We start from the raw sequence: 17,766 nt of genomic DNA, 5'->3' as shown, positions 1-17,766 counted from the left end.
GCGATGGTGCGTCGATTGGATGATCTTCAGGAAATGGAGCAGATGGAGCTCAATCGTCTGGATGTGTCCGACGAAAAGGTCAAAGACTCGATCAACTCCGTTCTGCGCCACATCGAAAAAGAGATCGCTGAAACGCACAAAGCGATCAAGAAACACATCGATGATGATCCGGACATGCGCCAGATGCGCGACTTGATCGTGACCATCGACGGTATCGGGCAGAAAACCCTTGAGCGGCTGCTGGCCGAGCTGGGCGACCTGCGCAAATACGACGACCCTCGCAAACTGGTCGCTGCTGCAGGGTTGAACCCTAAGCTGCAGGAGTCAGGAAAACTCAAAGGCAGAACAATTATTTCGAGGGTCGGCTCGGCTCGCGTTCGGGCGGGTCTGTACATGCCAGGCCTGGTAGCGCTGAGGCACAACGAGGCGATCATCGCCATGAAGGAACGCTTGAAGGCCAATGGCAAAGCCCCCAAACAGATCATCTGTGCAGCCATGCGCAAGTTGTTGCACTTCGTCTACGGAGTGCTCAAATCGGGCCAACCATTTGACCCGAAATTGGCACTTGCCCGGTGAGGGGCAAGACGGTATCTACAGGGCAGGTTTATTTCAAATGTGCCCCATCAACCCACTCCAGCGCCGTGCGCCAGATGCAGATCCCCAGAAAGTACGCCGACATCAGCAGCCACAACCCCATCACCAGCGGATTGATCACCGGGTGATTGAGCACCAGTGACAGGCTGCACAACAGCCAGATTGCCGTGACCGCGATGTTGATCGGCATGAACCGGCGCACACGGAACGGGTGCAGGAACTTCATGCGGGTGACGGTCAGCAGCGCCAGGCCAATGATGGTCAGGAAAGTGATCCACGGTCCCGGGCCAATGATGTACAGGCACAGGGCAACCACGTTCCACGCGGCGGGGAAACCGACGAAATAGTTGTCCTTGCTTTTCATGTTTACGTTGCAGAAGCAGAACAGCGACGACACCAGAATCAGCGACACACTCAGCAGCAGGGTGTAGTCGGGCAGGGGGATGTAGCGGTAGATGAACAGCGCCGGGATGAACACGTAGGTCAGGTAGTCGATCACCAGATCGAGGATCGAACCGTCAAAACTCGGCAGCACCGATTGCACATTGACCTTGCGCGCCAGCGCCCCGTCGAGACCGTCGACGATCAATGCCACGCCCAGCCACATCAGGCAATGGGTCGGCTGGTTCTCCAGCAGGGCGAGGGTCGCCAGAAAGGCAGTGACCACGCCGGTCGCGGTAAAACCATGGGCGCCCCATGCTTTGAGCCTGGCGATGTGTACGGTCGATATCACAGGGGCGTTCTCCAGAAAAATGAAGCAAGCCGGGTATCACCCTTGAGCAAAGGGCGCCGGCAAACCGGGTCGGGGTTGCAGCTATCGACCGGTTTGGCCGGGATAAGGTTCACCACCGTTGAATCTTAGCTGGCCGCTCGAAAAATACCTCGGCGAAAACCGCCGGTGTCAGCCAGACGGTGCTGGCGCGATGGCTGCGCCGGTCTATCGTTGCCTGACGCAGTGAATGCCAATGCCTGAGGACGACATCATGAACACCAGCGATTTGCTCGAACAACTGCTGCGAGGCCAGGCCTCGGCGGGACAACAACGTGCTGACTCGGCCGGTAACCCGGAAGGACTCGGCGGACTGGGCGGCTTGCTCGGTGGTCTGTTGGGTGGCGGTGCAGGCCCCGGCGGCAGTGCGGCGCAGTCCGGTGGGCTGGGCGGTCTGGGCGGTCTGCTCGGAGGTCTGCTCGGCGGCGGTAGCGGTGGTGGCTTGGGCGGCGCGCTGGGTGGGGCACTCGGTGGCGGCGGAACACAAAGTCGTTCCGGCGGCACCAATTATGCGGCGCTGGCCTCATTGGGAATGATGGCGTTCCAGGCATATCAGGCCTGGCAGCGCAGTCAGGCGTCGGCGGCGCCACAACAGATCCCGCAAACGGCCAATCTGCTGGCCGGGCCCGAGATCGAGGAACACAGCCACGCGGTGCTGCGGGCGCTGATCGCGGCGGCCAAGGCGGATGGTGAGATCGATACCCGGGAACAACAGATGATCAACAGTGAAATCAGCAAGCACACCGACGATCCGCAATTGCAGCAGTGGTTCGAAAGCGAAGTCGCCAAACCACTGGATGCGAACGAAGTCGCCGAGGCCGCCAACGGCGACCCGGCCATGGCCGCCGAAATGTACCTGGTCAGCGTGATTCTGGTGGACGATCAGCAGGACGCCGAACGCAACTATCTGGATGAACTGGCCGCCACCCTGCAGATCGACCCGCAATTGCAGGTGCACCTGGAACAGCAGGCCAAGGGGCAGGGCTGAAGCAAAAGTCAACAGATCGCAGCCTTCGGCAGCTCCTACAGGGGAAAAGCGCTCCAAATGTAGGAGCTGCCGAAGGCTGCGATCTGTTGATCTTCAGAGCCAGATTGCGTCCCATAGCGGGTAATCACCCAAACGCTTTACCAGACCGGCCCGCAATGGATTCATGACAATGTAGCGGGCAGCGGCTTTAAGATCTTCATCGCGACGCAGAGCTCGGTCGTAATAGCCGCGTTGCCACACCGGCTCCGAATTGCCTCGCAGCAGGTTGACCGAGCGACTACTGCGCGATTTGACACGGCACATTAATTGCGCCAAAGAGCCTTGTTTTAATTCGACCAGCCAATGGAGGTGGTCCGGCATCACAACCCATGCAAGCGAATGAACCATTCCCGCTTGATCGGCGGCCCGCATCTGCCCTACCAATAGTCGTCCTGCTCTCCAATCCGAAAAAACCGGTCGGCGTTGCTCAACCACCGCTGTCAGCAAATAAACCCGCCCAACCTCCGAATAGCGTCCCTTGCGTAAACCGCAGGCTTTTGCAGCTTCAGGCATTCCTTTGCCCTCCGTAACCATCGTCCTTGAACACTAGCGCTCCCGAAACACTCCGCTCGGCCAAGCCTTTACACGATGTAAATGTAGGAGCTGCCGAAGGCTGCGATCTTTTGATCTTGATCGTAAAAGACAAAATCAAAAGATCGCAGCCTTCGGCAGCTCCTACAGTGACCAGACCAAGTGATCAAGTGAAAGAGAATTGGCGCTGATCGCCGTCCGTCAGGGCAATTTTCATGTCGATTGAATTTTTCTCCGTAGCGGTTGCTCTGCTGCTGTAGAGGCGTGAAACAACGCCCTGACCGGCCAACCGAACGAGAACACTGACATGACTGCCCTGACCCCTCTGCAGGCGCCGAGCGCGCAGCAACAGCCCATCACTGCCGACGGTGACCTGCGGCGTATTTATGAGGCATTGCTGCTTGAGGATGCGCCTGACACCCTCGCGCAGGATTTTCTCGCCGAGCAGTTGCAGCGCGCCGCGCTGCTGCCTGAAGAACTGCCGCAGGATCCGTCGGCGTGGCAGGAGTGGGTCGCCGGGCACTGCACCGAGGTTGCCCGGCAGTATGCCGATTACCTGCAACAGCGTCAGGCCGGCGGACCGCGCCAGTTCTTCAGTAACAAGGCTCATGCGCTGTACTTTCTGCAAGCCGTGGCACCGACCAAACTGGTCGATGGCGCGTGGCTGTACGGCTTGTTGGCGCAATGGCGCGACCCGCGTTTTGATGGCTTGCTGTGTACCTATCTGGAAGAACTCGGCGACGGCAATCCTGCGCAAAACCATGTGGTGATCTATCGCAAACTGCTCGCTGAACACGGTTTGCAGGATGCCAGCGCCATCGCCGATGAGCGTTACCTGCAAGGTGCATTGCAACTGGCACTCGGTGCCTGCGGTGAAGCTTGTTTGCCGGAGGTGATCGGTTACAACCTCGGTTACGAACAATTGCCGCTGCACCTGCTGATCAGTGCCTATGAGCTCAGCGAGTTGGGCATCGATCCGTACTATTTCACCCTGCATGTGACCATCGATAACGCCAGCACCGGTCATGCGCAAAAAGCCGTGCAGGCGGTGCTCGACCTGCTGCCGCTGGAAGCGGATCGCAGCGAGTTTCTGCGCCGGGTATTGCTGGGTTATCGACTCAACGACCTGGGGCAGGGCAGCCGCGCCATCATCGAGGGTTTCGACCTGGAACAGGAAGTGCTGGCGATGCTCGAGCGCAAGCGTCCGTTCGGTCAGCACATGCATTCCGACTACTGCCGCTTCGATGGAAAAACCGTCAATCAGTGGCTGGCCACGCCCGAGCAACTGCCCGGGTTTCTGCAGGTGATGCAGGACAAGGGCTGGATCAAGCGCAATCAAGATCCGCAGGCCAGCCGTTTCTGGCAGTTGATCGATGGCGACGGTGCGGCGATGTTCGGCGTGTTCAGTCCTTATGAAAAGCAACTGCTGCACGACTGGATTGCCGGCGACTGGACGTCCTCGGAGAAGAATCCGACGCCAAGACGCAGCCGTCAGGTCGCCACCCCGGACGCCGCGGTGCCAGAACACGATCCCGATGTGCAGCGTCTGACCTCCTCGCTACAAGGCCAGGACGGTCATGGCCAGATGGCAACACTGATCCCATGGCTGTCACCCGCCCGCCATGCCCACCCGGCGGGTTTGCTGGCGACGCGCCGTTTTATCGAACTCAAATCCAGTCTGCGCTAAGGAACTCTCCATGAATCAGGAAGAACATTTGTCTGCCGACGACCTCACGCTGCTGCAACTCGGCCGACGCTTACAGGCCGACGGTTATCGTTTCATCACGCCGACGCCTTTGACCCATCAGCGGGTCAACCAGCGGGACGAGGGGCAGGTGGCCGATACCTTGCGTGATGTCTTCGGCTGGTCGCGCCCGTTCGAACCGGGGTTGTTGTCCGCCGACGAGCAGCGGCAGTTGCAGGAGGCGCAAGTGATTGACGCCTACGGCGGCCGTTTGAAAAGCCGGGTGCGCTGGTCGAGTCTGGATGACCTGTTGTTCGTGCATTCGGGCTTTCCCACCGATGCCGCCGATTCGGTGTTTTTCGGTCCGGACACCTACCGTTTCGCGCAGTTGATTCACTCACATCTGCAGCAGAGCTTTGCACCGATCCAGCGTGCGGTGGACATCGGTTGCGGTGCGGGCGTTGGTGCGATTCTGATTGCCCGCGCTCGGCGGGAAGCCGAAGTGCTGGCGGTGGATATCAACCCCGCCGCGCTGCGCCTGACCGCGATCAACGCGGCATTGGCCGAGGTCGCCAACGTCGAGGTGCAGGCCAGCGATGTGTTGCAGGGTACCGACGGCCACTTCGACCTGATCGTCGCCAACCCGCCGTACATGGCCGATCCAGCCGGACGCGCCTACCGAAATGGCGGAGGTTCACTCGGGGCCGGGTTGTCGCTGCGTATCGTCGAGCAGGCACTCAATCGGCTGGCACCCGGTGGCTCGTTACTGCTGTACACCGGCGTCGCCATGGTCGATGGCCGTGATCCGTTTTTCGACACCGTGGTGCCACGCCTGGATTCGGCGCGATTCGCTTGGACCTATCGCGAACTGGATCCCGACGTGTTCGGTGAAGAATTGCTGAATCCCGGTTACCAGCGTGTAGACCGGATCGCCGTGGTCGCGCTGACCGTGACCCGCATTGGCTGACACAAGGCAGGTGCGTCATGACCAGGAACCTCGACGACTACAACCGCATGCGCGATTTTTCGGCGACCTCGGAGCCCGCTGCCATCAAGCGCCGTGGCCGCAGCAAGGGGACTGAACATGCGCTGCAGTTCTGCATCCAGAAGCACGACGCTTCGCACCTGCATTATGACTTTCGCCTCGAACTCGATGGCGCGCTGAAGAGCTGGGCGGTGCCCAAGGGGCCGTCGCTCGACCCCAGGGTCAAACGCCTGGCCGTGCACGTCGAAGATCACCCGCTGGATTACGCGACGTTCGAGGGCAGCATTCCCGAAGGGCATTACGGCGCCGGCGAGGTGATCGTCTGGGATCGTGGCGTGTGGATTCCGCAGGAAGACCCGGCCAAGGCTTACGCCAAGGGCAAACTCAAATTCGAACTGCAAGGCGAGAAGCTGTCCGGCCTCTGGAATCTGGTGCGCACCCACATGCCGGGCAAAAAGGAGAACTGGTTTCTGATCAAACATCAGGACAGCGCTGCGCGCCCGCAAGACGATTACGACGTACTCAGCGCCGAGCCGCACAGCGTGCTCAGCGAGCGCACCTTGATCAGTAAGCCCAAGCTCGCCGCCGAGCAAGCCAAACCGGTGCAAAAGGCCCCGGCCAAACCGCGCAAAACGGCGTCCGCTACGCTCACCGGTGCGCGCAAGGCCAAGCTCCCTGCACAACTCAAGCCGGAACTGGCGACGCTGGTCGACAGCGCACCGGAAGGGCAGTGGAGCTACGAGATCAAGTTCGACGGTTACCGGATCATGGCGCGCATCGATCACGATCAGGTTCAGCTGTTTACCCGCAATGGCCATGACTGGACGCACAAACTGCCGCAACAGGCGCAGGCTCTGGCCGAGCTGGGCCTGGAATCGGCGTGGCTGGACGGCGAAATGGTGGTCGCCAACGAACACGGTGTGCCGGACTTTCAGGCACTGCAGAATGCGTTCGAAGCTGGAAGCAGCGGCAGCATCATGTACTACCTGTTCGACATGCCGTATCTCAACGGGGTCGACCTGCGCGAGGTGCCGGTCGAGGAGCGCCGCGCGGCGTTGTCCACGGTACTCGGAGGGCACGAGCAGCCCTTGCTGCGCTTCTCCGAAGCCTTCGACGAAACCCCGGATGCGCTGCTCAACAGCGCCTGCCAGATGCAGATGGAAGGACTGATCGGCAAGCGCCTGGGTTCGCCTTACGTATCGCGGCGCAGCAGCGACTGGATCAAGCTCAAGTGCAAGCATCGTCAGGAATTCGTGGTTGTCGGCTATACCGATCCGAAGGGCGCGCGCAGTGCCTTCGGCGCCTTGCTGCTGGGCTTGCATGACCGCGACAGTGGCGAATTGCGTTACGCCGGCAAGGTCGGCACCGGGTTCAACGACACTACCCTGAAAAGCATCCTTGCCCAACTCAAGCCGTTGCAGGTGAAGAAGGCTGCCGTGGTCAACCCGCCAAGCGGCTTCGACGCCAAGGGTGTGCACTGGCTCAAACCGAATCTGTTGGCGGAAGTGGCATTCGCCGAAATGACCAAGGACGGCTCGGTGCGCCATGCCGTGTTCCATGGTCTGCGCAATGACAAACCGGCGAAGGCAATTACCGAGGAGCGCGCGAAACCCGTGAAGACTTCAGCGAAAGCCACCCCATCGAAAAAGGCTGCACCGGCAAAGAAAAAGGCTGAAGCAGCACCGTCACAGCTGGGCCTCGCCAGCGGCAAGGTGCGCATCACCCACCCCGACCGGGTAATCGATGCGGTCAGTGGCACCACCAAGATGCAACTGGCCGAGTATTACGCCAGCGTCGCCGAATGGATCCTACCGCAGCTCAAGGATCGTCCGGTGGCATTGGTGCGTGCGCCGGACGGTATCGCCGGCGAACTGTTCTTCCAGAAAAACGCCGAGCGTCTGGCGATTCCCGGCATCACCACGCTGGACAAGGAGGTCACCGGTCAACCGGTGATGCTGATCAACAATGCCGAAGCCTTGATCGGCGCCGTGCAGATGAGCACGGTCGAGTTGCACACCTGGAACGCCACTACCATTGATCTGGACAAGCCTGACCGCTTTGTCCTCGATCTTGACCCGGATCCCGCGCTCCCATGGAAAAGCATGGTCGAAGCCACTGCGCTGACCCTGACCGTGCTCGATGAACTGGGGCTCAAGGCGTTTCTCAAGACCAGCGGTGGCAAAGGCATTCACCTGGTGGTGCCATTGACCCGCAAGCACGGCTGGGATGAGGTCAAGGATTTCAGCCATGCGATCGTCAGTCATATGGCGAATTTGTTGCCGGAACGGTTTTCCGCGATGTCCGGGCCGAAAAATCGGGTGGGGCGAATCTTCATCGATTACCTGCGCAACGGTTTGGGTGCCACCACCATTTGTGCCTACGCGGCGCGCACCCGCGAGGGGCTGCCGGTGTCGGTGCCGCTGTTTCGCGAAGAGGTGGCGCAGATCAAGGGTGGCAATCAGTGGAACATCAGCAATGTCCATGAGCGCCTGAACGAGGTCGGCGACGCGCCGTGGGCCGACATGAAGAAAACCCGCCAGAGCATCACTGCAGAGATGCGCAAGCGGGTTGGCATGAAAAAATGATCAGGTATCGCGCAGCAAGTCGTGGGCGTTGAGGAGTTCGAAAGCGATTTCAGGGTGGTTGCTCAGGCCTCGACGAATGGCCGCCGGAATCGCTTTGCGCGTCTTGCGGCACAGCCCCGGGAGCGCTTCGATCTGAATCTCGATGCCGAGCATGGTGCGCACTTCATGAAAGCCCGGAGCAACTTCAACTCGCAGGCCCAACTGTGCGTGCATGCGATCTTGCAGATGGCGCAGGTCGGCGAGGTCTTTGAGTTGTTCCAGGCGGGCGAGCAGGATTTTTTCCTGCTCGCGAGTCAGGCGCAGGATGCGCAGATCGCTGCCGGAATTTTCCAGCAACGATTCGCGCCCGCAATCGCAGGCGCCGGGCGGGCAGGGTGAGCGCAAAGGCGCAGGCGGCGCAAGAGTCGTCATGGCCTCCATCATAGAGGCCGTCGGACTGTTTTGCCTATGTGCCTTCAGCTGCCATCCATCGGCCGCTGCCTCCGTGACAACTACTGATTCAGGCCTTCGTAATGCACCAGAATCGCGTTGGCAAGGTCTTCATCGCTGGCGTTGAGACCGGGGTTGTCGTGCCGGACCTGTTGCAGCACCGACTCCAGATAAACCCCTCGTATGGCCCCGCCGCTGGCCACGAACGCTGACAGGTCATCGCGCGCCGGGATCACCATTTTGTGATCCTTGAAGGTCGAGTAAAGCGATGCGGAAACACCCGCCGAGGTGGCGACATCGCCGGCATCGACACGGGCCAGAGCCGAGCCGACAGGGAGGCACAGCAGGAGAGAAGAAACGAGCACTAACTTGCGCATGACGGTGTTCCTCCACAAGCGCGAAGCAAAAAGGAAGACTACATAATCTCAGAGGTGCGACCTCTGCCGGAGTTCCGTTCAAACACGCGGATACTTCCTGAAACGCTCTGAAGCGGCACATCTGCACAAATAAGCTTAACTGAACTCCTGACAGGTGCATTCGGCGCGCCTCAGGAGGAACCCACCGTGTCGATCAAATTGCGTTTGCTGTTGCTGATAGCAACCAGCCTGCTGACAGCGCTGATCGTGAGTCTGGTCAGCTATGTGGGGAATACGCGGATGTCCGCGGCGGTTGGCGACAACGCGGTGAGCATGACTGCGCTGCGCAATCACATGGAAGCCGACATGATGCACGATGCACTGCGGGCTGACGTGTACTCGGCGATGCTGGTGGGCTTGGGCAAAAGTACCGGCACGGCCGCCGAAGTGCGGGATTCGATCAACGAGCACGCGAGCCATTTTCGCGAAGTACTGGATGAAAACCTCAAACTGCCGGTCAACCCGACAATCAAGACCGCGCTCGAACAGATCAAGCCCAGTCTGGACACCTACATCGAGGCGGCCGAGCGCATTGTCGGCCTGGCACTGGACAACCCGGACAGCGCGCAACGGGAGCTCGGTACGTTCAACACCGCCTTCACTCAGCTTGAAGAGCAGATGGCCGCGCTCAGTGAGCTGATTGAAAGCAATACCCGGGACACCAGCAAAGCCACCGACAGCGCCATTCGAAATGCCAACATCGCCCTCGGCGTGGTGCTGCTCGCCAGCCTGTTGCTATTGCTGGCGCAAGGGCGTTGGGTGACCCGCAGCATCATGGGGCCGCTGAAGTCCGCCAACCACATCGCCCAAAGCATTGCGCATGGCAACCTCAGCGAGCCGATCAGTGAACCGGCCGGCAAGGATGAAGCCAGCACGCTGATCCGCAGCCTGGCGACCATGCAGCGCGATCTGCGCGACATGATCGACGTGGTGCGCCGCAACGCGCATGGCGTCAGCGGCATGAGCGAGCAGTTGAGCCACGGCTGCCATCAGGTCGCCGACAGCAGTCAGCAGCAAAGCGCCGCCGCCGGCACCATGGCCGCTGCCGCGAGCCAGATGACCGCCAGCATCGAGGAAATCACCCGCCACGCCGAACGCGCACTGGGCATGGCCAATCAGGCCGAGTCGCTGGCCAAGAGCGGCGGACAGGTGATCCATCAGGTGGTCAGCGACATGGACGACATCGCCCGCTCGGCGCAGCAGTCGGCACAGGTGATCCGCACGCTGGATCAGGAATCCGAAGGCATCTTCAACATCATTCAGGTGATCAAGAGCATCGCCGACCAGACCAACCTGCTGGCACTCAACGCCGCTATCGAGGCGGCGCGGGCCGGCGAGCAGGGCCGGGGCTTTGCCGTGGTCGCCGACGAAGTGCGCAGTCTGGCCGCGCGTACCAGCGCTTCAACCCAGGAAATCGCGTCGATGGTCGCGCGCATCCAGAACAGTACCCGCGAAGCGGTCAGCAGCATGGAGGCCGGCGTGGCTCAGGTCGACAAAGGCATGGCGGTCACGGCGGAAGTCGAGCGGGCGATCCGCGAGATCCTCGACGCCACCCTCAGCACCACGCAACTGGTCAATGACATCACCCGCACCATCGGCGAGCAAAGCCAGGCCAGCAACGAAATTGCCCATCAGGTGGAAATGATCGCCGGGATGTCCGAGGGCAACAGCAAGGTGATCGGGCAGACGGCCAACACCACTGATGAACTGTCGAGTCTGGCGGGGGCGCTGGCGTTGTCGGTGGACCGGTTTCGGTTGTAGGGCCGCTATCGCGAGCAGGTTTGCGGATCATGTTCAGCCCAAACCGGCCGATAACGCCAACAGCGGAAAAAGACTCTCAAGTCGGGAACAGACGCGCGGGTTTGCCCTGACGTGATATTCTTCGCGCCAACTTGGTTTGACCTTATTCAGTTTGCCTGCCCTTTGGGCGGGCTGACGGAATCCCTGTCGCTCAAGTAGCTGAAGCCAATAATGATAAAAAGTCAGTTCAGAAGGGACATTAACTGAGGTCGATGCGGTACGTCGGCCTTGTGTGCCCACCCGTCAACATTGCAGTGTGAAGGTGCCCGCGACCCTGGCCTGAGTGTCGCGACAAAAGGCCCTCATACCTACAACAGCGGCGGGCGGAAGGCGTTTTATCATAGGTGCAACGGATGTTTAAGAAAGTGAACACAGCCTTGCTCGGGCTGGCTTTGGCGATGGGGATGTCGTCCGCCAATGCTGCAGAAGCAAAGAAAGTCGACGTTCTGCTGATCGGCGGCGGCATCATGAGCACCACCCTGGGTGTGTGGATCAATGAGTTGGAGCCAAGCTGGTCGATGGAAATGGTCGAGCGCCTCGATGGCGTCGCCCTGGAAAGCTCCAACGGCTGGAACAACGCCGGTACCGGTCACTCGGCCCTGGCTGAGCTGAACTACACCCCGGAAGACGACAAAGGCAACGTGACGATCCCGAAAGCCGTCGAGATCAACGAAGCGTTCCAGGTTTCCCGTCAGTTCTGGGCCTGGCAGGTTCAGCAAGGCGTTCTGAAGAACCCTCGCTCGTTCATCAACACCACGCCGCACATGAGCTTCGTGTGGGGTGACGACAACATCAAGTTCCTGAAAAAGCGCTACGAAGCCCTGCAGGCGAGCCCGCTGTTCGCCGGCATGCAGTACTCCGAAGACCCGGCTGTGATCAAGAAGTGGGTCCCGCTGATGATGGAAGGGCGTGACCCGAACCAGAAAATCGCGGCCACCTGGAGCCCGCTGGGTACCGACATGAACTTCGGCGAAATCACCCGCCAGTTCGCCGGTTACCTGCAGACCAAGCCTAACTTCGACCTGAAGCTGTCGAGTGAAGTCGAAGACATCACCAAGAACGCCGACGGCACCTGGCGCGTCAGCTACAAAAACCTGAAAGACGGCACCAAAACCGAAACCGACGCCAAGTTCGTGTTCATCGGCGCCGGTGGCGGCGCTCTGCACCTGCTGCAGAAGTCCGGCATTCCTGAAGCCAAGGAATATGCTGGCTTCCCGGTAGGCGGCTCGTTCCTGGTGACCGATAACCCGGCCATCGCCGAGCAGCACCTGGCCAAGGCCTACGGTAAAGCTTCGGTTGGCGCACCGCCGATGTCGGTTCCGCACCTGGACACCCGTGTTCTGGACGGCAAGCGCGTCATCCTGTTTGGCCCATTCGCGACCTTCAGCACCAAGTTCCTCAAAGAAGGCTCGTACCTGGACCTGCTGACCAGCACCACCACCCACAACATCTGGCCAATGACCAAGGTCGGCATCAAGGAATACCCGCTGGTCGAGTACCTGGCCGGTCAACTGATGCTGTCGGATGAAGACCGTCTGAACGCGCTGAAGGAATACTTCCCGAACGCCAAAGCCGAAGACTGGCGCCTGTGGCAAGCCGGCCAGCGCGTGCAGATCATCAAGCGTGATGAAGCCGCTGGCGGCGTGCTGAAACTGGGCACCGAAATCGTTGCTGCACAAGACGGCTCCATCGCCGGTCTGCTGGGCGCATCGCCAGGCGCGTCGACTGCTGCACCAATCATGCTGAGCGTGCTGCAGAAAGTCTTCAAAGACAAAGTCGCTACCCCTGAGTGGCAAGCCAAGCTGCACCAGATCGTTCCAAGCTACGGCACCCAGCTGAACAACGATCCGGCCAAAGTGGCACAAGAGTGGGCGTACACCGCCAAGATCCTCGAACTGCCAACGCCTCCGGTGATCGGTCAGGCTGCTCCGGCTGCACCTGCAGCTGAGAAAGCTGAAGCGCCGAAGGAAAATGCTGCACGTGACATGGCGCTGTAACCACACGCCAGATGCACAAAAGCCCACTGCACCGGTAACGGTCAGTGGGCTTTTTTTGTGCCAAAAAACCGCTGTAGGAGCAGCCGCAGCCTGCGGCAGCTCCTACACAGGTTTCGCTTTCGCCAGGTAGGCGCCCAACCGCCGTCCCATTTCCTCGCCGAGGGCCTGCAACCCACTCAACGGCCGCACCATCACCTCGAACTCGATAATTTTCCCGCTCTCATCGAAGCGAATCATGTCGATCCCCTTCAACTCTTTCGTCCCCACCTTGGCACTGAACTCCAGCACCACATTCAATCCATCGGCAGTCGCCAGTTCACGGTGGTATTTGAAATCTTCAAACACGTTGAACACGGTGTTGAGGATCATCGTCACCACTGGCGCGCCGGGGTAGGGCGAGTGGGCCATGGGCGAGCGGAACAGCGCATTCTGATCAAGCAGCTCGGGCAGAGCCTTGAGGTTGCCGGTGCGGATCATCTCGTGCCAGCGCTTCAGGGATTCGGCGGCGTTGGGGTGCAGGTTCAGTTCGGACATTGACCACTCCTGGAATTGTTGTTGTTGTTTTTCGCGCGACGGCAATCACTCTAGTTCAAAGCGGCGTGCCCCCGAATCTTTGTGTGCCGATCTGAATACCACGCCATGTCCGGAACAGATCAGTTTGGTATCTGATCCGTATTTTTCTGTTGTATCTGCCTCTGTAACCGGCTCAGTCAGGCGCTCAGAATAGCCCGGCAATTCGGTCACCCGCGGCAGCCCTTCATCCCGAAGCGCCCGGTGCACCGCAAGCTCAACATTAAGGAGAGCAGCATGAACAAGATGGCGATTTTCCTCGGTGGGTTTCTGACATTGACCATTCTGATCGGAATGCTTGCGACAATTTCTCCGGTCTGACCCCGGCAGTACTCCACCAGACTCCAGCGCCCTTTCTTATCGAAGGGCGTGACTGTTTCTACTGCGTTGTCATTTCTCGCATCACACCATACTGGTGTCCGTCCGCTAACTGGACTAAACCGGGATATCCAGTCCCGGAAATGTTCACTGTGCCTGATCTGTCATGGACTCGTTGATCAACGCTGCCGGCCGTGCGCTCGCGGTGGGTGATCCGCTGGCCGCGTTGAAGCTCGTCGCCCTGCGTGAAGACCCGCCTGCGCTGGCGCTGCGTGGCATCGCCATGGCTCAGCTCGGTGATGTGTCCCGAGCCAAGGCGCTGCTGCAGCGGGCGGTCAAGGCGTTCGGCGCCAACGAGCCGTTGTCCCGAGCGCGCTGCGTCGTGGCCGAGGCCGAAGTGGCGCTGGCGACGCGGGATCTGGGCTGGCCGGTTAAAGCGCTGGAGGCGGCGCGGCAGCTCTTGCTCGATCACGGCGATCAACTGAACGCTGCGCATGCCCGCTATTTGCAAATCCGCCGGCTGTTGCTGATCGGCCAGCTCGATGAGGCGCGGGCGTTGCTCGCTGCACTTGATCCCACCGCGCTGCCCCCGCCGTTGCGGGCCGCTCATGGATTGATGACGGCCGGTATTGCGCTGCGTCAGGTGCAGGCGCACACGGCGCGGGCGGCGCTGGAGCTTGCGCAACGGGCGGCGCAGCAAGCGGCTATTCCCGCGCTGACCGCAGAGACCGAACAGGCCTTGCAAATGCTCGATGCACCTGCGGCGCAACTGATTGTGTCTGGCCGGTCTCAGACCGTGACGCTCGCGCAGGTTGAAGCGTTGTTCGCCTCGCCGGCGCTGGTGGTCGATGCGTGTCGCTACAGCGTGCGCGGCGCGGGGATGACAGTGGCCCTGGCGACGCGTCCGGTGCTGTTCGGTCTGCTGCGGATGCTGGCTCAGGCGTGGCCGGCAGATGTGTCGAGAGAGGCGCTGATCGCTCAGGCGTTTCGCTTGAAACTAAGCGACGAATCCCATCGCGCACGCCTGCGGGTGGAGATCGGTCGCCTGCGTTCGGCGTTGCAGCCACTGGCGCGGATCATCGCGACGGCGCGCGGTTTTGCCTTGGTCGCCGACGATGTGGCGTTGCTCACTTTGCCGGTCGAGGACAAGTACGCGACACTGCTGGCCTTGCTCGCCGATGGCGAATCCTGGTCGAGTTCGGCGCTGGCGTTGGCGTTGGGCTGCAGTCAGCGGCAAGTGCAGCGCTCACTGGAAGCACTGGCGCAGGCGGATAAAGTGCAAGGGTTCGGCGTGGGTCGTGCGCGGCGCTGGACCACGCCGCCGTTGCCGGGTTTCGCGACGATCTTGTTACTCCCGGTGTCGTTGGGCAATGGCTAGGCTGGACACTCCTACCAACGAGGAAGGCAGCATGAAACAGGCAAACGCAGAAATCCTTCGTGAGTACGGCCCGTTCGACGGCGTCGAACGTGTCCACGGCGTAACCTTCGACGGCCAGCACGTGTGGTTCGCCAGTGACGGCCAGCTCAATGCGCTGGACCCGGCCAGCGGCAAAACCGTGCGCACGCTCAAGGTCGGTGCCGACGCTGGCACCGCGTTCGACGGCCAGTACTTGTTCCAGATTGCCGACAGCCGCATCCAGAAAATCGACCCGACCACCGGCCGTGTGCTGAACACCGTGCCGGCGCCCGGCGGCGGCAACGATTCGGGGATGGCCTGGGCCGAAGGCTCGCTGTGGATCGGCCAGTATCGCGAGCGCAAGATCTATCAGGTCGATCCGGAGACCGGCGCGGTCTTGCGCACGCTGGCGTCAGACCGCTTTGTCACCGGGGTCACCTGGGTCGACGGCGCGTTATGGCATGGCACCTGGGAAGGCGATGAAAGTGAACTGCGCCGGGTCGATCCGCAAGATGGCGAGGTCCTGGAGCGTTTGAAGATGCCTGCGGGGACAGGCGTTTCCGGGCTGGAAGCGGATGACGGCGAGCGCTTTTACTGCGGTGGCGGGGGGAGTGGGCGGCTGCGGGCGGTGCGGCGGCCCAAGTGATGGAGGGTGCCTGTTCTGGCCCTTCGCGAGCAGGCTCGCTCCCACATGGGTTCAGCCTCAACCGGGCAAAATGTGAGAGCGAGCCTGCTCGAGAAGGGGCCAGCAGCTTCACTGAAAATCTCTCGGTGAATCAAGGCGCACCAAACACCATCGTCCAGTAAACCCCTTCATCACTGCGCGCCTCACTGGCAAAACCCGCGCCGACCTGGGTGAACATCGGGTTCAGCAGGTTGGCACAATGCCCGGGACTGGCCAGCCATCCGGCCATCGCCTTGCCCGGTGAACTCTGTCCGGCGGCGATGTTTTCGCCGATCTGCCGGCCCCGATAACCTGCCGCCCGGGCGCGATCGGCCGGCATGTCGCCGTCTGGATCACGGTGGGCGAAGTAGTTGCCGTAGGCCATGGCCTTGCTATGCCCTTGCGCGGCGGCTCCCAGCGCCGGGTTCCAGCTGAGCGGGCGAGCGGCGGCGAAGCGCTGGCGTCCGCACATCCGTGGGCGTGCACGGGCGGCGTTGACCTCGGCGAGCAAGGCTTTGCCGACGCTGCGGTTGTCGCCGACGCGACTGTCGAGCACCGGTTGCGCCAGCACCACTTGCCATTCACCGCGGGCGCGGCTGACGCCGATGTCGGCGTACTGGGCGTCGAGCAGGGCGGTGCAGTGGCTGTCTTGCAGCTGTTCGAAGGCTTCCTCGGCATCCCCGGCACCGACGATGCGGATGCTGCGCACCGCCACCGCCGAATATCCCGAAGACTTCAATCTTTCGCGCAAGCCACCGCCGTAGCCATAGCCGATCGGCAACGCCAGATTCGACTTCAGCGACAGTGGCGCCAGGCGCTGGGCAGGGCGACGTTCGCAGCGTTGCGGATGGGCGCGATAATCGTTGATGGCGGCCACCAGCTGCCGCTCTTCGCTGGCGTGGCTGGTCTTGGTAAACAGTGGGGCAAGGATCAGCAGGCACAGCGAAACGAAGCGTGATGAGCGAACGACATGGCGCATGGGACGGCAGACTCAGGGGAAAGGACAGTGCTGAAGTGGGCAGCCGCGGAATGCGGCGCCACTAGGACTGGGCTTTTTGCACTTGGTTCATGCTGGCAAACTGGCTTTTTTGGTGGGTGTGAAGGGGAGGGTGATCCTGGATTTTGTATTGCTCGCGAAGGGGCCAGTTCAGCCGACGCAATAATCGGCTATCAGCGATCAAGCACTGCCTGCATCCACTGCAGATACTGCGCCCGCTCGGAAATCGAGTTGTGCCCCGAATCCGGCACTACTCGCAGCGTCGCCACACCTTTGGGGAAATGCCCCAGCAGCCGCTGCGTGCTGTCCCGTGGAATCACCTCGTCATCGCTGGCTGCCAGCAGCAGGGTCGGTACTTGAATGTGCGCGGCATAGCGACCCGACTCGAAGCGATCCTTCAGCAGCCATTTCACCGGAAACCACGGGTATTGGCGCACGGCGATTTCTTCGAGGCTGTTGTACGGCGTCACCAGAATCAATGTCTGCGCCGGGCGCTGACTCGCCAGCCGCACCGCCACTCCGGAACCCAGGCTGCGCCCGACCACGGCAATCTGCGGATGGCTGGCGTAGACCCGGTCAAACAGCGCCAGTGCATCTTCGGCAATCGCTTCCTCCGAGGGTGAGCCACCGCTGCCGCCAAAGCCCCGGTAGTTCAGCAGATACACCGCGTAATCGGGAAACGCTGCGCTGAATGAAGGCAGGTTGTGCGACACGTCCTCGGCATTCCCGCCGAAGTAGATCAGCGCTTTCGGCCCCGCATGTTCGCGAACGGTTATCCAGACATCGGCATCCGGCATCGCCAGTTTCAGCCGTGAATCTGCCGTGGTCACGGCACTGCCAGGCTGGGGGAAATAGATCAGCGAACGCTGAAACACGAACAATGCTCCGCACAGCAAAACGTAGAGGGCAATGAGCAAAGCGACGACTGACATCAGGATTCTGGACATTCGGCTAACTTTAACGGGACGCGGGTGTTCGCTGTCGCAGTGTAGTTCAGCGCCGTG

Annotated in this window: 16 protein-coding genes; 9 read left to right on the top strand and 7 right to left on the bottom strand. The window is 61.0% G+C overall.

Annotated elements, in window-relative coordinates; genetic code table 11:
* The coding region (locus tag ACTJKS_RS26150; RefSeq protein WP_440828800.1) for a transposase at positions 1–576 on the top strand (576 nt) is incomplete at its 5' end.
* Positions 577–604: 28 nt separating this feature from the next.
* Here ACTJKS_RS26150 and pcsA read toward each other — a convergent pair.
* The gene (gene pcsA, locus ACTJKS_RS26145) at positions 605–1,327 is read right to left on the bottom strand and encodes a phosphatidylcholine synthase (protein WP_041073513.1); all 723 of its coding nucleotides are present in this window, start codon (positions 1,325–1,327) and stop codon (positions 605–607) included.
* A 250-nt stretch (positions 1,328–1,577) separates the two neighbouring features.
* On the opposite strand from pcsA, the gene ACTJKS_RS26140 reads away from it, so the two are divergent.
* On the top strand, positions 1,578–2,351 hold the full coding sequence (locus ACTJKS_RS26140; RefSeq protein WP_262949376.1) for a tellurite resistance TerB family protein: 774 nt from the start codon (positions 1,578–1,580) through the stop codon (positions 2,349–2,351).
* Between the two features lie 93 nt (positions 2,352–2,444).
* On the opposite strand, the gene ACTJKS_RS26135 is transcribed toward ACTJKS_RS26140, so the two are convergent.
* Positions 2,445–2,903, bottom strand: a complete 459-nt coding sequence (locus ACTJKS_RS26135; RefSeq protein ID WP_108183090.1) for an REP-associated tyrosine transposase — start codon at positions 2,901–2,903, stop codon at positions 2,445–2,447.
* 325 nt (positions 2,904–3,228) lie between these two features.
* Here ACTJKS_RS26135 and ACTJKS_RS26130 point away from each other — a divergent pair, with 325 nt between their 5' ends.
* From ACTJKS_RS26130 to ligD, 3 genes are read left to right on the top strand one after another with little or no spacing between them, the layout of a single operon-like run.
* Positions 3,229–4,608 (top strand): iron-containing redox enzyme family protein, encoded by a 1,380-nt coding sequence (locus ACTJKS_RS26130; protein ID WP_108183089.1) that lies wholly within the window; start codon positions 3,229–3,231, stop codon positions 4,606–4,608.
* Positions 4,609–4,618: 10 nt separating this feature from the next.
* Positions 4,619–5,572, top strand: coding sequence for a methyltransferase (locus ACTJKS_RS26125; protein ID WP_108183088.1), 954 nt, complete (start codon positions 4,619–4,621; stop codon positions 5,570–5,572).
* 17 nt (positions 5,573–5,589) lie between these two features.
* Positions 5,590–8,175 (top strand): DNA ligase D, encoded by a 2,586-nt coding sequence (ligD, locus tag ACTJKS_RS26120; RefSeq protein WP_108183087.1) that lies wholly within the window; start codon positions 5,590–5,592, stop codon positions 8,173–8,175.
* Here ligD and ACTJKS_RS26115 read toward each other — a convergent pair whose 3' ends face one another.
* Complete coding sequence (locus ACTJKS_RS26115) at positions 8,176–8,598, bottom strand: hypothetical protein (RefSeq protein WP_108183086.1); 423 nt, start codon at positions 8,596–8,598, stop codon at positions 8,176–8,178.
* A 68-nt stretch (positions 8,599–8,666) separates the two neighbouring features.
* Positions 8,667–8,981: a DUF2388 domain-containing protein gene (locus ACTJKS_RS26110; RefSeq protein ID WP_025111286.1), complete on the bottom strand. Its 315-nt coding sequence runs from the start codon at positions 8,979–8,981 to the stop codon at positions 8,667–8,669.
* Positions 8,982–9,167: 186 nt separating this feature from the next.
* Here ACTJKS_RS26110 and ACTJKS_RS26105 point away from each other — a divergent pair, with 186 nt between their 5' ends.
* Both ACTJKS_RS26105 and mqo read left to right on the top strand, forming a co-directional pair.
* Positions 9,168–10,781, top strand: coding sequence for a methyl-accepting chemotaxis protein (locus tag ACTJKS_RS26105; RefSeq protein ID WP_108183085.1), 1,614 nt, complete (start codon positions 9,168–9,170; stop codon positions 10,779–10,781).
* 392 nt (positions 10,782–11,173) lie between these two features.
* Positions 11,174–12,817: a malate dehydrogenase (quinone) gene (mqo, locus tag ACTJKS_RS26100; protein ID WP_041073501.1), complete on the top strand. Its 1,644-nt coding sequence runs from the start codon at positions 11,174–11,176 to the stop codon at positions 12,815–12,817.
* A gap of 102 nt (positions 12,818–12,919) precedes the next feature.
* Here the strand turns inward: mqo and ACTJKS_RS26095 are convergent, their stop codons facing one another.
* Positions 12,920–13,351 (bottom strand): nuclear transport factor 2 family protein, encoded by a 432-nt coding sequence (locus ACTJKS_RS26095; protein WP_108183084.1) that lies wholly within the window; start codon positions 13,349–13,351, stop codon positions 12,920–12,922.
* A 520-nt stretch (positions 13,352–13,871) separates the two neighbouring features.
* Here ACTJKS_RS26095 and ACTJKS_RS26090 point away from each other — a divergent pair.
* Both ACTJKS_RS26090 and ACTJKS_RS26085 read left to right on the top strand, forming a co-directional pair.
* Positions 13,872–15,083, top strand: coding sequence for a helix-turn-helix domain-containing protein (locus ACTJKS_RS26090; protein ID WP_108183083.1), 1,212 nt, complete (start codon positions 13,872–13,874; stop codon positions 15,081–15,083).
* 31 nt (positions 15,084–15,114) lie between these two features.
* Positions 15,115–15,747, top strand: coding sequence for a Vgb family protein (locus ACTJKS_RS26085; protein WP_041073494.1), 633 nt, complete (start codon positions 15,115–15,117; stop codon positions 15,745–15,747).
* A gap of 130 nt (positions 15,748–15,877) precedes the next feature.
* Here the strand turns inward: ACTJKS_RS26085 and ACTJKS_RS26080 are convergent, their stop codons facing one another.
* A complete protein-coding gene (locus tag ACTJKS_RS26080) occupies positions 15,878–16,744 on the bottom strand; it encodes a CAP domain-containing protein (RefSeq protein WP_262949371.1) in 867 nt (288 codons plus the stop codon).
* A 191-nt stretch (positions 16,745–16,935) separates the two neighbouring features.
* Complete coding sequence (locus tag ACTJKS_RS26075; protein ID WP_108183081.1) at positions 16,936–17,709, bottom strand: alpha/beta hydrolase; 774 nt, start codon at positions 17,707–17,709, stop codon at positions 16,936–16,938.
* Positions 17,710–17,766 lie beyond the last annotated feature (57 nt).

It is taken from the genome of Pseudomonas sp. 22189, from assembly GCF_052045635.1.
Taxonomy (GTDB): domain Bacteria; phylum Pseudomonadota; class Gammaproteobacteria; order Pseudomonadales; family Pseudomonadaceae; genus Aquipseudomonas; species Aquipseudomonas parakoreensis.
This window is presented reverse-complemented; position numbering and strand designations above follow the sequence as displayed.